Below are 14,426 nucleotides of genomic sequence, written 5' to 3' on the forward strand. Positions count from 1 at the left end.
TCTTCCCCTTTCAACCTGACCATAGCGGGTGGGGCCGACAAGGGTATTGCCGTCAGTTCCCCGCGAACCACGCCGTGGCCACCGCCCGCCGCCGCGGCGACTCGAACGGCGTATCGCGCGGTCCCAACTCACCCACCCGCACCACCCACACCGGGCCGGCGCGGTCGATCGCCGCCAGCGGATCCTCGCCAGCCGCCACCAGCACTCCTATAGACGTCTTGCCCGGATTGCATCCGTACACCGGCACCATGTCGTCAGCCCTTGCACCCCAATCGATTCCGTTCGGCAGGATGCACCGCGTCCCGTCATCGAGCTGCAGCGCGAACGGCATCGCCACGGGCGGCGGGTCGACCGCGGGTAGCGCACCGGGCTTGGCGAACCGACGCAACCCCCTGCTCCACGGGTCGGCGAGACACAGCATGAAGGCCGACGCCGGCCAACACACTTCCGCCGCTGCCTGCGCCGGTTCACAGGAGTAGATGTTCGGCGCGACGGCCGCCGGCGAAGGTCCCGAGCAACCCGACAGGTTCGGCGAGCCCTGCCGGTTCACCACCTGATATCCGCCGGCCGGTTCGCCGTTGGCCGATACGGCGGCAACCGTGACGATGCCCGTCGCGCCGGGGGCAGCACTGGCCTGGGGGATCTGCAGCACGAGAACCCCTGCGAGTGTGAAGACCGCCGACCGCAAAACCAGAGCCTCCTCATCCAGGATGACGCATTCGGCCTGCGATTAGGCGGGAATCACTAGGCTCGGCCTATGAAGGCAGTCACCTGCATTGACGGCAAGCTCGACATCGTCGACCTGCCAACTCCGACCCCCGCCAAGGGCCAACTGCTCATCGATGTCCTGCGCTGCGGTATCTGCGGCTCAGACCTGCACGCCCGCCACCATTGCGACGAACTCGCCGATGTGATGGATGAAACCGGCTACCCCGACTTCATGCGCTCGAACCAGTCCGTCGTGTTCGGCCACGAGTTCGCGGGCGAAGTCCTCGACCACGGCCCGAAAACCCGCAAAGCCCTGAAATCCGGCACGCCCGTCGTCGCCCTGCCCTTGCTCCGCCGCGGCGAGGAGGTGCACGCCCTCGGTCTCAGCAGGAAGGCTCCCGGTGCCTACGCCGAACAGATCGTCGTCGAGCAATCCCTCGCCCTGCCCGTCCCCAACGGCCTGCCCATCGCCCACGCCGCCCTCACCGAACCCATGGCCATCAGCTGGCACGCAGTCCGCCGCTCCGAGATCTCCAAGGGCCAGGTTGCCATCGTCATCGGCTGCGGCCCGATCGGCCTGGCCGTCATCCTGATGCTCAAGGCCCGCGGCGTGCGCACCGTGATCGCCAGCGACTACTCCGCCGGCCGCCGAGCGCTTGCCACCACCTGCGGCGCCGACATCGTCGTTGACCCCGCTCAGGACTCGCCGTATGCAAAGGCAACCGGCCACGGCCACCTCGAAACACCGCCCGACGCTATCGATCTCGTCATCGGCACGATCGAGAAAGTGCAGAAAGCCCGCCTGCCGTGGTGGCATGTCTGGCGCGCCGCCGACGCCGTCGGCGCCGCCACCCCCAAGCACCCCGTCGTGTTCGAATGCGTCGGCGTGCCTGGCATCATCGAACAAATCATCACCAGCGCTCCGCTGTTCTCCCGCGTCGTCGTGGTCGGCGTCTGCATGGGCGCCGACAAACTGAGGCCCTCGATGGCGATCGTCAAAGAGATCGACTTGCGCTTCGTAATCGGTTACACCCCAATGGAATTCCGCGACGCACTGCACATGCTCGCCGACGGCAAGGTCGACGTCACTCCACTGATCACCGGAACCGTGGGCCTAGCGGGCGTCGACAACGCCTTCACCGCGCTCGGCGACCCCGAAAAGCACGCCAAGATCTTGATCGATCCCAAGAGCGACAGCGCCAGCCCGAGGCTCTAGACTCAACCCAGCTTCACGAGATGCCGTCGCCAAGCTCCGACTTGACGGCACGCCAACCCCACGCTCGTGGGTGGCTCGGATGACGAAGCGGTCCGCACCGACAGGTGCCGGCAAGAGCGCCTCCACAGCGGAGGCCCTGGAAAGGGAACTGCATGCGCAAGCACTTCTTCCGCTCATTCGTCGCAGATCCGGTGTGCGCATCCTCGGATCCCGGGCACCACATCGACATTGGCCGCTACTTCATGGCCGTCGCGAAGTCAGCGATCACCATCCCGGTCAAGGCTCACGTGTGCGACGGACTGGTCCACCTCGACACGGCCGAAATCCTGTGCCACCACCGGCCCGACGACATAGCGCACGCGCTGCTGAGCACCGGCGGTCGTGCCGAGTGGGCGCCCGAATGGCAGGTGCTCCTCGTGCCGGGGGCCGCACTGGCCGACGAGCGCACGGTGTTCACCCTTGCCCATCGGGACGAATTCACCGACTGCGCAGCTGAATTCAGCCTTGTTCGACCCGGTTGGCGCCGCCGTTGATGACCTCCGGCGAACCGGAGTGGTAGATCACCACGTTGTTGACGCCCGACGCGGTGATCTGCTCGGACCCGTCGAGCGTGACTTTGTTCTGCATCCCCGACACGGTGACGGTCGTGCAGTGGCCGGTGATCGTCACGGTGTTGCCCATGCCGCTGACGGTCACCGGGTTCTCGTTGCAGTCCAGTGTCTTGTTCTGCCCCATCCCGGACACGCTGAGCTGCACACCGCGCGCGGCGGCGGTCGGTTGCGACGGCATGCTCGGTGCCGACGGCACGCTGATGCTCGGGATCGTGACGCCAGGAAAATCGGGGATCGAACTCGTCGACTTCTGGACGATGAACCAGCCGACGCCTCCCGCGATGATCATGAACACCACCGCCGCGATCCCGAATACCACCCACGGGATGCCCGCCGACGGCTTTCGCGGCGGCGGCGACCACGGCGCCCCGTAGCCCGGCGGTTGGTAGGGCCCCTGCGCCTGCGGTGGCATCGACGGCAGCGGCGGGGGCAGGTAGCCACCCTTCGGGTCGGTGTAGGGCGTCCCGCCGAGTTCGGTCGCCCTGGCCGTGTCGGCGAGCGGTTGCTCGAGCGCCCTGATCCGCGCCTCGGGATCGTCCTGTGGCTCCATTCGCAGATGGTCCCACACAAGATCGGTTCGCGACCGGCTATTGGCGTCCTGTTTGCCGGTCCCGGCGCCCCGTGATGTTACGCGGCGTCCGCCGATACCCGAGACAGGCTGGCGCGAAGCTGCTTTCGTCCCCGGTGAAGGCGCGACGAGACCGTTCCGATCGGGCAATCGGTGATGTCCGCGATCTCCTTGCAGGTGAAGTGGAGCACGTCAGCGTAGTAGAGGGCGGTGCGGACGCCGTCGTGCAGCCCGGCAAGCGCGGCGAGCAGGTTGTCGTCCGTGATCGCCTCGAGCGCACACTCCTCTGCCGACGGCGAGACGTGTGCGTGCAACGCAGTCAGTTGCAACTCGGAGACACAGTCCGCCGAGACTTCCTCGGGACGGCATCTGCTCTTGCGGTACTGGCTGATCCACGTGTTGTGCAGGATGCGGTACAGCCAGGCCCGCAGGCTGGTGCCTTCCCGGAACGAGTCGAAGCCCACGTATGCGCGCAGCAGCACCTCCTGCGTGAGATCCTCGGCGTCCTGGCGGGTGCGTGCCAGACTCAGCGCCCGCGACAGGATCTGGTCCGCCATCGGAACCACGTCGCGGTGAAATCGTTGGATGTCGCTGTTCATGATTGCGCCGCAACGGCCTGCTCGATTTCGTCACCGACTTCCTTGTCGATGTTCCTCCAGTACTCGAATGCACGTTGCAGTACCGGTTCGGACACTCCATCGCGCAGATGCCCCGCGACGTTGCCGACCAGCCTGCTGCGTGCCGCCGCGTCCATCACGTCGCGTACCAAGACGCCGGCCTGCGTCCAGTCGTCGTCTTCGCTACGCAATGTGTATGCGGTGCGCACCATTTCGCCGTCGGCGTACCACCGTGCCTCGGCTGTGCGGGCCGGATCGGCCTGCGGTCCGCCGTAGGAGTTGGGCGCGTACACCGGATCGGACGCGTTGACCACCCGCATGCGGCCGTCCTTCGAGTAGCTGTGCACTTCGGCTTTCGGTGCATTGACCGGTATCTGCTTGTAGTTGACCCCTATTCGGGCCCGGTGCGCGTCCCCGTAGGCGAAGGTGCGGGCCAGCAGCATCTTGTCCGGGCTGAGCCCGGTGCCGGGCACTTGGTTGGCCGGTGCGAAGGCGGCCTGCTCGATTTCGGTGTGATGGTCGGCGAAGTTGCGATCAAGCACCAACCTCCCGACGTCCACGAGCGGATAGTCCTTGTGCGGCCAGACCTTTGTCAGGTCGAAGGGGTTGAACCGATAGGTCTTGGCATCCTCGAAGGGCATGATCTGAACCTTCAGCGCCCAGCTGGGATAGTCGCGGCGCTTGATCGCCTCGTACAGATCGCGCTGGTGGTAGTCGCCGTCGACACCGGCCAATCGGTCGGCCTCGGCCTGGGTGAGGTACTCGATGCCCTGATCGGAGATGAAGTGATACTTCACCCAGCAGATCGCGCCTTCGGCGTTGATCCAGCTGTACGTGTGGCTGCCGTAGCCGTGCATGTGCCGCCACGTCCTGGGGATGCCGCGATCGCCGAACAACCACGCCACCTGGTGAGCGGACTCCGGCGACAGGCTCCAGAAGTCCCATTGCATGTCGTTGTCCCGCATGCCCGTGTCGGCGCGACGCTTCTGCGACCGAATGAAGTGCTGAAATTTCATTCCGTCTCGGATGAAGAACACCGGCGTGTTGTTGCCGACGATGTCCAGATTGCCTTCCTGCGTGTAGAAACGCAGCGCGAAGCCACGCGGATCACGCCAGGTGTCCGGGCTGCCGCGTTCCCCCGCCACCGTCGAAAATCGGATCAGGGTGTTGGTCGTGGTTCCTGGCTGGAACACGGCGGCGCGGGTGTAGGCGCGCACGTCGCCAGTCACCTCGAAATGGCCGAATGCACCCGAACCCTTGGCGTGCGGTTGACGTTCCGGGACCCGCTCCCGGTTGAAGTTCGCCATCTGTTCGATCAGGTAGTTGTCGTGCAGCAGAATGGGGCCGTCCGGACCGATCGTCAGTGAATGGTCGTCACTCTGCACGGGGATGCCCGCATCGGTTGTGGTCGGAAATCCGCTTGGCTTGTTCACTTTTGGCTCCTCGACGGCTCGACTACTCGGGCCAACTGTTGTTGAGGATGGTCGTGACGAAGTCGTCCCGGACGAAGGACGGATCGAAGTGGGCGAGCACATCGGCGTTCATTGTGCCGAAGGTGCTGCGCGGGCGGTGCTTCATGCCGTCGGTAAACGCCTGCAGGATACGGTGTTTGAAGTCAGGACGGGGGTGTGCGGCGGTGACGGCCGACAAGTCCTCCTGCGACAGGTCGTCGCGGCCGAAACCGAGTACGTCGGTTTCGACTCCGGCTGTCACCAATGCGATTTCGGGGTCGAGAAATTCCGGCACGCCGGGGGTGGTGTGCAACGCGATGCTCAACCACACCCGGCGGGCGTCGGCCTCATCGAGCCCGTGCTGGAGGAGGAAATCGCGAGCGGCGTTGGCGCCGTCGACCTCGAACCGCAGGCTCGACGACGTGCGATACGGTTCGGTCAGGCCGATGTCGTGAAACATCGCGCCGACGTACAGCAGTTCGAGGTCGGGTGCCAGCCCGCGGTGCCTGCCCTGCAGTGCGCCGAAGAAGAACACCCGGCGCGAGTGGTCGAACAGCAGATCGTTCTCGCTGTTGCGGATGAAATCGGTGGCGTCGCGCGTGAGCGCGGTGTCAGGAACGGTGATGCCTGCGACGGTGTCGAGTAAATCGGTGCTCATGGATCAACTGTGCTTGTCGGCGTCGGTTCCTGACCATCACCCGCCGGGTGATTTTTAAGGCCGCCGCTGTGCCAATTGGCTACGTGAATGGATGCTGAGTTTGGCGAACGCGCTTCGGACATGGGATTTGACCGTGTGCGGCGACAAGTGCAACCGCTCGGCGACAGCGGAATTGGTTGCGCCTTCACCGATCAGGTTGACCACCTTCAACTCCGCTTCCGTCAGGCTGTCCCAGCCGGTCTTGTCCCGCGGATGGCCGCCGATCCTGCGCGTCACTCCCAGCGATCGCAGGTGGCGGGCGACTCTGCGGGCGTCGGCCACCGCTTCGCAGTCCACGTACCGATCGAACGCGGTGTTGAACGCCTCGACTGCCGCCGCGTTACTGCCCACGTGAGCCAGCGCCGCGCCCGCGTCTTCGGCGGCGGATGCCGACAGCAGCGGGCGATCGGTGTACAGGGCCGCGGCAGCGTCGACCAACGCAGGGCCGTCGCGTTCCAGGATTCCCGTGGTGTAGCGGCGGATAGCCGAGAACAGCGGAACCTCGCTGCGGTCATGGTCCAGCAGTTCCAGGCTGCGCAGCACGCGTGCCCGCAGTCCCGCATCACCGGTGGCCACCGCGATCTGTGCGGTCCTGGTCAGCTTTTCGAAGGCGTTGGGCCACAAGGCATTCAACACCGGAGGTCCGTCACCGCTCAACCAGCGGGCCGCTTCGTGCATGTCGCCGCAGTGCCACGCGGCCAGTGCGAGCACAAAAGCCGCGCCGCGGCTCACCAATGTGAGTCCGCTCGGATTGGCCGCCCGCACCTCGATGACGCTGCGCTGCAACAGCTCCTGATCGCCGGTGTGGACTGCGACTTCGGCCAGCAGCAACCAGCGGTTCAAGCTTATCTCGCTGGTGGTGCCCCACGAGGCCGGTGCGACCGATTCCAGCGTCGAGCGTGCGGCAGCCAACCGCCCCGCGGCGAGGTCAAGCTCCGCCACCTTCAGGGCCCACAGGGCCGAGGCCATGTCGCTGCCGTCGCGGCGTGCCGATTCGACCCCGGCGCGGACGACGGCGTCGGCTTGGCGGCACCGGCCGATGAAGCACAGCACGTTCGTCCGATGAACGCACGCCAGCACGTTCGCGAAGGTGGGGTCGTCACCACCAGCCGGTAATTCGAGGCTCTCGAGCCGCTCGAGGGCGCGCAAGGCTCGCCCGTCGACATAATCGAGGATGGCCAGCGATATTCCGGTGATCAGTTGGCTTTCCGAATCGCCGGTGGCCGCGGCGGCCGCGACGGCCGGTGCGATGATCGACTCGTCGGGTGGCATGCCGCTGACGGCGTGGTTGCACAGCAGCCAGGCGAGATGACGCGCGCGGGTGGCGTCGGTGATGTCGGTCAACTTCAGTGCGCGGCGATTCTGCTCGACGCGGTCTTCCAGCGAGTCGGCGGCCGCGGGGGTGCGCAACCGCGCCTGCGCTTCGTCCTCGGCCGACAGTTGTTGCAGCATCGCCGCTGCCAGATCTTCGGCCTCCTGGTAGCGCGCGGACCGGTTCAGTAACCCAACGGTTTCGGTGACCAGTGACCCGCGCTGAGGATCGTCGGCGGGCAACAGGTCGAGGGCGCGCCTGCTCAGGTCCGCGGCGCCGCTCTTGTCGGTGGCCCCCACACATCGGGCGGCGTCACGCAAGACGGCGATGGCTGCCTGGTCGCCGACGTCGGCGCTGCGCACAAGCTGGGTGGTCACCTCCGTCGGGGCGGCGCCCATTTCCAACATGACGGTTGCCGACTGGCGCTCTATGGCGCGCCGCAGCGATCGTGGCAGCGCTTGTCGGGCCGCATCGCGAATGAGGTCGTGGCGGAAACGCAAGCGGTTGCCGTCGTCCACCAGCAGATCGGCGCGCACGGTCTCCTGCACCGCCGACACCAGGGCTGCGGGCGGCCGCTCCAACATCCGTGCCAGCAGCGCGGCGGTGAACCGGTCCGGTAGCACGGCGGCGATCTGCACGACATCCTTGGCCGCGTCGGACAACGCGTTCACCCGCTGGCTGAAATTGGCGCTCATCCGCGCGGGCAAGGCGTCACCTGTGGCCACCGCGCAGCCGCGGGTGACGCGCAACCGGCTCTCTTCGCCGAGCCCGCCGAGCATCTCGCTGATCAAGAACGGGTTGCCGTGTGCCTTGTCGGCCAGGTTAAGCAATGAGACGTCGGCGCGGGCCCGCACCGCGTCCTCCACCATGTCGATCACACCGTCGCGCGCGATGGCCGACAACCGGATCAGCGCCGCACCCCGGCGTTCCAAGGCGTGAAGGGTGTCGCGCACGGCGGGACCTCCGGCCCCGGTGCGGGCACTGAGGACCCACAGCACCGGACAGTCGTTCGATTTCAACGTCAGGGTCCGCAGGGCCAGCAGGGTGCCGGTGTCCGCCCAGTGGATGTCTTCGAGCAGCACCACGACTGGTGTTTTCGCCGCTACGGTACGGATCGCGCCGGACAGGTCGTGCACCACCCAGTAGTGCAGATCCGGTGAATTGCCATGTCGCCGCAGTGCTTCGGCGTCACCGACCGGCGGTTCGGCGTACACCGTTGCGGTGAACAAGGAGAAGAACGGCACCGTCTGCTGGTATTCGAAGGCCTGGCCGGTCAGTGCCCGCAGGCCGGCATGCTCTGCGATCAACCGCACCTCTGTCAGCAAGCGGCTCTTGCCAATTCCCGGCGACCCCTCGACGACAAGCACTCCGCCGCGGCCCTGCCCGAGTGCCGACACCAGCGAGCGGACCACCTTCAGCTCGGCCGCACGTCCGCGAATCGGCTGGGGACGGGATGGGGCGGACGTGGTTGCTCCTCGATCGGTGGGATCGATGACGCGCGTCACGTCCTCGAGACTGCTGCCAACGTACGGTCCTTCGCATCCACCACTGGCTAGTCGGTTAATTCAGCACGTATTCCAGCTGGCTGCGCGAGGTGATGTCGAGCTTGGTGAAGACCTTGCGCAGGTGGTACTGCACGGTCTTGGAGCTGATGAACAGGCGGGTGGCGATCTCGGGATTCGAAAGACCTTCCCGCGCCAGCCTTGCGACCTGAACCTCCTGAGCCGTCAATTCCGGTGTCTGCGGGAAGGCGGTGCGCTTGCGCGACGTCTCACCGGTCGCGAGCAGTTCGCGATTGGCACGCTCGGCGAACGCCGCCATCCCGATCGACTCGAACATCTGGTGCGCGATGCGCAGATGCTCACGGGCGTCGACGCGGCGTCGTTCCCGGCGCAGCCATTCCCCGTAAATCAGATGTGCCCGCGCGAGTTCAGTCCGCACCCGGCTCCTGCCGAACCGCGTGATCGCCTCCATATAGAGGTCTGCGGCCTCCTCGCCGTCGGCCAGCAGCGCCAACGAGCGCGCCCGTACTGCCAGCGCCCAGTCTGTGCCACTGGCATCGGTCATCTCGACGAGCCAGCGCAGCGTCGCGGCGGCCGACTCCACCACCCCGGAGCGGACTGCGGCCTCGATGTATTCGGCGGCCGCCCAATTCGCCACACCCGGATACCTGACGTCCGGATACTCCTGGTGGTACAGCGCCTGTTCGGCGGCGGCCACCGCCTGGGTGTACTCGCCGAGCCCGTTGTGCAGAACCGCTTTTGTCCACTCGGCGACCGCCATCCCGATGCCTTCCCCACGGTGCGGCACCTCACGCGCGGTCTGTTCGATCAGCGTGACCGCTTCGGACTCGTTGCCGCGCAACGCCGCCAGCCGCATCGCGGCGTAGGGCGCGAGATTGCCGCCCGTCGCCTCGGTCACTGCCCGCTGCTCGTCGACGAGCGCGCCCGCCGCCGTGAGGTCCCCTGCGAACAGCAGCAGCATGGCGCGGGTGCTCAGCGCCAGCGGAAGCTCACTCAACGCGCCGGTCGTCCGCGCGAGTTCGAGATAGCGGGCCGACAGCGGGTCCCAGTGGTCGTCGTCCCACAAGTGCAGGGCCGCCAGGTTGATCAGCCACATCCAGCGCAGCTCCTCGTCCGGCGTCATGTCCTCACCGAAGGTGGTGAGCGCCGCCCGTAGGTCAGCCACCGCCGCCGGATAGCCGACCGCGAAGTTGGTCGCCAGGCCGTCGAGCAGGCGATCGGTCGCGCGCGGTGACGCCGAAGGAGGTGGGGCATCGACGGCGGCCTGTGCCACCGCGAGGACGTGCCCACCGGGGGTGGCGAGCCGTCCGGCGAACGCGGCGGCGTTGATCGCGTCCAAATAGGTCTGGCGGGCGAGGCCCGCATCGATGGGCTCGAACCGCTTGGCGGCTGTGAGTAGGAGCAGCGGGGCATCACCGCCGCGGTTGGTCGCGAAGGCCAGTGCGCCGCGCAACAGGTCGATGCCCGCCTGCTGGGCTTCGTCGATCGGTCCGTTCTCGGCCATGGCAAGCAGTTCGGTCGTCGCGTCGAATGCGCCGGCCTGGAATTTGGTGCTGGCCGCGGCGAGCGCCCGCCCGGCACGGTGTGCCGGGTCCAGGGTCAGTAGCGCGGCGCGTTCGAGGAACGCGGCGGCCGCGGCCAGTCCGCCGCGGGCGCGTGCCTGTTCGGCGGAGCGCTCCAACGCGGCTGCGATTTCCTCGTCGGGTCCCACGCTCGCCTCGGCCAGGTGCCAGACCCGCCGATCGGGATCGACGGTGGCATCGGTGACTTCGCCGAGAGCGCGGTGCGCGGTGCGGCGGTCGTCGAGCGGCGCCGACCAATAGGCCACCGCACGGGCCAACGGATGACGAAACCGCACCCGCGTTCCGATCTCGGCGATGCCCGCCTCGATTGCGGGATCGGCCGCCGCGGCCGGGATGCCGACCTGTGCGGCCGCCCTCCACACCAACCCGGCGTCTCCTGTCGGGTCGGCCGCGGCGACCGCGAGCAGACGCCTGGTGTCGTCAGGCAGTTCGGCGATGCGGCGACGGAAGTTGTGCTCGACCGCACCGGACAGCGGTTCCGCGGCGGGCACACCGAAGCCACCGGCCAGATCCGCGGGCGAAAGTCCGCGTGGAAGTTCCAACAGCGCAAGGGGATTGCCCCGCGTCTCCGCGACCACCTGATCGCGCACCCGCTTGTCGATGGGGCCGGAAAGGGCGGAGGACAACAGAGCGCGGGCGTCGTCGAAGGGCAACCCCTCGACGAGCAGGGTCGGCAGGCCCGCCAGCTCGTCACCGGGTACCCGGGTCGCGAAGATCATGCCCACCGACTCGGCGCCGAGCCGCCGCGCGACAAAGGCGAGCACCTGGGCCGAGGCCCGGTCCAACCACTGATGATCGTCGATCACGCACAGCAGCGGCCGCTCCTCGGACACCGCCGATAGCAGGCCCAAAACGGACAACCCGATCAGGAACTGGTCCGGCGCCGATCCCACGGTTATCCCGAACGCCACGTACAGCGCCTGCCGCTGCGGTGACGGAAGATGATCGAGCCGATTCAGCATCGGCGCGCACAGCTGATGCACGCCCGCGAACGGCAGCTCCATTTCCGACTCGACGCCGGAGGTGTGCACCACGCGGCAATCGGGCACCCGCGCCGCCAGATCCTCGACGAGCGCGGTCTTACCCACTCCGGCCTCGCCGTGCACGACAAGCGCGCCGCTTTCGCCGCGGCGCATCGCCGCCACCAGCTGATCGAGCACGAGGCTCTCGGCGCGGCGGCCGGTCAGCTTTGTCGGTGAGCCGCCACCCACCGGGTTTGACATGGAAACCGACCGTAGCGGAGCCGCTGCCGGCAAATGTGACAATTTGCTGACAGGGGCATGATCGACCTGAGGAAGTGGTACTCAGGACGTGTGGTGGCGCCAGGTTTCACAGCCATCGGCAGCGGTCCGGCAGGGGTGAGCGCGGCGGAGACGTTCCGCGGCAAGCACCCCGACATCCCGGTGCGCATTCTGACCAACGACCCCGCGCTGCCATACGCCAAGCCGCCCCTGAGCAAGGCCTATCTGTGCGGTCGAGACGCCAAACTGGATCTGCACAGCGCAGGCTGGTTCGCCCGCAACAACGTCGAACTGATCCGCGGTGTCACCGTCGACCACATCGACCTTGCCCGGCAGGAGGTTGTCACCGCGGGCGGCCGCCTCTACCCCTACTGGCATCTGATGCTGGGCTGCGGCGCCAACGCCGTCCCGTTGTGCATACCTGGTGGGGAGGCCGCGCTTTCGCTGCGGTCGTTCGCCGACGCCGTCATCCTGCGGATGGCCGCCCGCAGCGCCGACTCCGCGGTCGTGATCGGCGGCGGGCTGATCGGCTGTGAGGCCGCGGCCTGTCTGGCCAGCCGTGGCGTGCCGACGACGATGGTGGCCGCAGAGCAGGTACCGCTGCAGCGGCGGTTCGGCGAGCAGGCCGGCGAGCGGGTAGCGAAGATCCTGTCCGACAACGGTGTTCGTTTCCTCGGCGCGACGACGGTGACGCGGATCGATGACACCGACGTCCACCTCGACACTGGGGCCACCCTGACTGGCGACGTCGTCGTCTCCGCCACCGGCGTGCGCCCCGATCCGCATCTGGCTGTCGACGCCGGGCTCGACACGTCCGACGGCCGCATCGTGGTCGACGAACACATGCACACGTCGGCGCGCAACGTGTACGCCGCAGGCGATGTTGCGCTGGCCTACAACGTCGCTGCCGGGCGGCGCATCCGCGCCGAGCATTGGCGCGACGCCGCCCAGCAGGGCCGCATCGCCGGACTCACGGCGGCCGGCGTACCCGAGGTGTGGCGCAAGGTTCCCGAATTCTGCTGCACCATCGGCGAATCCACGTTGAAATACCGCGGCTGGGGCGTCGACTACGACCATGCCCGACTCGTCGATCACCGCGACGGATTCACCGTCTACTACGAGTCCGCAGGCGACCCCGTCGGTGTCCTCACAGCCAGTCTTTCCTGCGGAACATCCAATACAGCGCAAGCACGATCAGCACGATGACCGATGTGCTGGTGACGAAACCGCCGACCGTGTCGATGCCGGGATACTTGACGTTTTGGCCGTAGAACCCAGTGATCGCCGTCGGCACCGCGATGATCGCGGCCCAGCCGGTCAACTTCTTCATCACCGTGTTAAGCCGCGCATCCTGCAGCGACAGGTTCGTCTCGAACACCGTTGTCACCATGTCGCGCAACGACTCTGTCCACTCCGACGCCCGCAGCACGTGGTCGTACAGGTCGGAATACAGCGGGTCGAGCTGTGGCGCGGTCTTGGCGTCCAACCGGCGGTGCTGAATCGAGTTGACCACCTCACGCATCGGAAGCACCACGCGTCGCAACTCGACGAGATCCTTGCGCAGGCGGAAGGTCTTGCGCTGCAACCCCTTCTGCGAGTTGTTTGCGAACAGGTCGTCTTCGAGCGACTCGATACCGTCGTCGAGTTCCTGCACCGCCTCGAAGTGTCCGTCGACCACCACGTCCAGCAGTCCGTGCACCAGCGAGCCAACGCCGTACTCCTGGCCGCCGAGTTCGTCGAACCGCTGCGACACCGTGGCGATGTCGAAGTCCTGCGACAACCGCACGGTGATCAGTCCGCGCGGCAGCACGAAGCCGGAGATGCGATGGATGTCGAGCATCGACTCCGTCTCATCGGTCGGCTCCCTCGTGGCGACGCAGTAGACCGTGAAGAAGGTGTGGGTGCGGTAGACGACGGCTTTGGTCCGCTCGGCTTCGGCGATGGCATCCTCGACCGCCCAGGAGTTCAGGCTCAGTTCCCCGGCCAGGTCCTCCAGGATTTCGTGGTCGGGGTCGTAGATGTCGCACCAGACCAGCGTGTCGTCCTCGGCCAGGTAGTCCGAGATGGACGCGAAGTCGAAATCGTCCTGCGGTTTGCCTGCCCGCCATACGCGGCCTCGGACATGGGTCACCTCACCATCATGTCAGTGCGGTGCCTGCGCAGCCCCGGCACCAGCATGGGCACCCGCTCGCGATAGGCCGCATACCGCTCGCCAAGCGCTGCGACGAGGTCGTGTTCCTCGAGTTGCATCGCGACCAGAATCCAGGCCGTCGTCACCGCGGCGAACAGCAGACGTCCTGCCGTCATGGTGGGTGCCGCCCAGAACGCGACGAGGAAGCCCAGGTTCAGCGGATGACGCACCACCCGATAGAACAGCGTCGTGCGGAAGCCGGTCTGCTCCTGCGGCCGCGATCGCCACACAGCGAACACTTGCCGAAGGCCGAACAGTTCGAAGTGGTTGATCATGAACGTCGACGCCAGCACGATCGCCCAGCCGAGCCAGAACAGCGCCCAGATCGCCAGCCGCGCCGGCTGCCAACTCACGTCCCAGACGACGGCGCCGATGTCGCGCCACTGCCACAACAACAGGGCCAGAACCAGACTGGCCAGCAGCACGTAGGTGCTGCGCTCGACCGGGTGGGGCACGTAGCGAGTCCACCAACGCTTGAATGCCGGGCGTGCCATCACGCTGTGTTGCAGGGCGAACAGCGTGAGCAGCGCGACGTCGACGGTCAGCGCATCGACGGTGGGCGCGGTGATCGCGTGGTCGACGCTGCGCGGGGTCAGGCCGCCGACGAAGCCGATCGCGTAGCCGAAGACAATGAGGAACAAGGTGTAGCTGATGGCACCATAAGCCATTGCGAGATAACGGTTCATGCGCCTCAGCGTCGCGCCGGGG

The 14,426-nt window shown here is 66.9% G+C and carries 12 protein-coding genes and 1 riboswitch; of the genes, 3 read left to right on the forward strand and 9 right to left on the reverse strand.

What is annotated here, in order from left to right; genetic code table 11:
* Positions 1 to 52: 52 nt before the first annotated feature.
* Positions 53 to 652 (reverse strand): hypothetical protein, encoded by a 600-nt coding sequence (locus ACGFK1_RS05205; protein ID WP_393426671.1) that lies wholly within the window; start codon positions 650 to 652, stop codon positions 53 to 55.
* Between the two features lie 105 nt (positions 653 to 757).
* On the opposite strand from ACGFK1_RS05205, the gene ACGFK1_RS05210 reads away from it, so the two are divergent.
* Entirely contained in the window at positions 758 to 1,924 is a 1,167-nt protein-coding gene (locus ACGFK1_RS05210) for a zinc-binding dehydrogenase (RefSeq protein WP_393426674.1), read from the forward strand.
* A gap of 11 nt (positions 1,925 to 1,935) precedes the next feature.
* Positions 1,936 to 2,047, forward strand: a riboswitch (SAM riboswitch).
* Positions 2,048 to 2,076: 29 nt separating this feature from the next.
* Positions 2,077 to 2,457 (forward strand): hypothetical protein, encoded by a 381-nt coding sequence (locus ACGFK1_RS05215; protein WP_393426677.1) that lies wholly within the window; start codon positions 2,077 to 2,079, stop codon positions 2,455 to 2,457.
* Here ACGFK1_RS05215 and ACGFK1_RS05220 read toward each other — a convergent pair.
* The 6 genes from ACGFK1_RS05220 to ACGFK1_RS05245 all read right to left on the reverse strand — a co-directional run bounded on the left by ACGFK1_RS05220 (position 2,423) and on the right by ACGFK1_RS05245 (position 11,509).
* Positions 2,423 to 3,085, reverse strand: a complete 663-nt coding sequence (locus ACGFK1_RS05220) for a DUF3060 domain-containing protein (protein WP_393426680.1) — start codon at positions 3,083 to 3,085, stop codon at positions 2,423 to 2,425. The two genes, ACGFK1_RS05215 and ACGFK1_RS05220, sit on opposite strands and share 35 nt — an antisense overlap.
* A 77-nt stretch (positions 3,086 to 3,162) precedes the next feature.
* Positions 3,163 to 3,702 (reverse strand): sigma-70 family RNA polymerase sigma factor, encoded by a 540-nt coding sequence (locus ACGFK1_RS05225; RefSeq protein WP_393426683.1) that lies wholly within the window; start codon positions 3,700 to 3,702, stop codon positions 3,163 to 3,165.
* Positions 3,699 to 5,153, reverse strand: coding sequence for a catalase (locus ACGFK1_RS05230; protein WP_393426686.1), 1,455 nt, complete (start codon positions 5,151 to 5,153; stop codon positions 3,699 to 3,701). The genes ACGFK1_RS05225 and ACGFK1_RS05230 overlap by 4 nt, the downstream gene beginning before the upstream one ends.
* A 22-nt stretch (positions 5,154 to 5,175) precedes the next feature.
* Positions 5,176 to 5,829, reverse strand: coding sequence for an HD domain-containing protein (locus tag ACGFK1_RS05235; protein WP_393426689.1), 654 nt, complete (start codon positions 5,827 to 5,829; stop codon positions 5,176 to 5,178).
* A gap of 54 nt (positions 5,830 to 5,883) precedes the next feature.
* A complete protein-coding gene (locus tag ACGFK1_RS05240) occupies positions 5,884 to 8,685 on the reverse strand; it encodes an AAA family ATPase (protein ID WP_393426692.1) in 2,802 nt (933 codons plus the stop codon).
* A gap of 55 nt (positions 8,686 to 8,740) precedes the next feature.
* On the reverse strand, positions 8,741 to 11,509 hold the full coding sequence (locus ACGFK1_RS05245; RefSeq protein ID WP_393426695.1) for an AAA family ATPase: 2,769 nt from the start codon (positions 11,507 to 11,509) through the stop codon (positions 8,741 to 8,743).
* Between the two features lie 57 nt (positions 11,510 to 11,566).
* Here ACGFK1_RS05245 and ACGFK1_RS05250 point away from each other — a divergent pair, with 57 nt between their 5' ends.
* Positions 11,567 to 12,733, forward strand: a complete 1,167-nt coding sequence (locus tag ACGFK1_RS05250; RefSeq protein WP_393426698.1) for an NAD(P)/FAD-dependent oxidoreductase — start codon at positions 11,567 to 11,569, stop codon at positions 12,731 to 12,733.
* Here the strand turns inward: ACGFK1_RS05250 and ACGFK1_RS05255 are convergent.
* Positions 12,675 to 13,658, reverse strand: coding sequence for a magnesium transporter CorA family protein (locus ACGFK1_RS05255; protein ID WP_393426701.1), 984 nt, complete (start codon positions 13,656 to 13,658; stop codon positions 12,675 to 12,677). The genes ACGFK1_RS05250 and ACGFK1_RS05255 overlap by 59 nt on opposite strands.
* Positions 13,655 to 14,404 carry a methanethiol S-methyltransferase gene (gene mddA / locus ACGFK1_RS05260; RefSeq protein WP_393426704.1) on the reverse strand — a complete coding sequence of 250 codons (750 nt, stop codon included), beginning with the start codon at positions 14,402 to 14,404 and terminating at the stop codon, positions 13,655 to 13,657. Before mddA ends, ACGFK1_RS05255 begins: the two co-directional genes overlap by 4 nt.
* Positions 14,405 to 14,426: the final 22 nt, after the last annotated feature.

It is taken from the genome of Mycobacterium sp. NPDC048908 (assembly GCF_043197955.1).
Taxonomy (GTDB): Bacteria; Actinomycetota; Actinomycetes; order Mycobacteriales; family Mycobacteriaceae; genus Mycobacterium.

Excerpts from the sequence above, each read along its gene's own strand:
- ACGFK1_RS05225 (WP_393426683.1), bottom strand. The coding sequence starts at position 3,702 with ATGAACAGCGACATCCAACGATTTCACCGCGACGTGGTTCCGATGGCG.
- ACGFK1_RS05220 (WP_393426680.1), bottom strand. The coding sequence starts at position 3,085 with ATGGAGCCACAGGACGATCCCGAGGCGCGGATCAGGGCGCTCGAGCAA.
- ACGFK1_RS05210 (WP_393426674.1), top strand. The coding sequence starts at position 758 with ATGAAGGCAGTCACCTGCATTGACGGCAAGCTCGACATCGTCGACCTG.
- ACGFK1_RS05250 (WP_393426698.1), top strand. The coding sequence starts at position 11,567 with ATGATCGACCTGAGGAAGTGGTACTCAGGACGTGTGGTGGCGCCAGGT.
- mddA (WP_393426704.1), bottom strand. The coding sequence starts at position 14,404 with ATGAACCGTTATCTCGCAATGGCTTATGGTGCCATCAGCTACACCTTG.
- ACGFK1_RS05215 (WP_393426677.1), top strand. The coding sequence starts at position 2,077 with ATGCGCAAGCACTTCTTCCGCTCATTCGTCGCAGATCCGGTGTGCGCA.
- ACGFK1_RS05235 (WP_393426689.1), bottom strand. The coding sequence starts at position 5,829 with ATGAGCACCGATTTACTCGACACCGTCGCAGGCATCACCGTTCCTGAC.
- ACGFK1_RS05245 (WP_393426695.1), bottom strand. The coding sequence starts at position 11,509 with ATGTCAAACCCGGTGGGTGGCGGCTCACCGACAAAGCTGACCGGCCGC.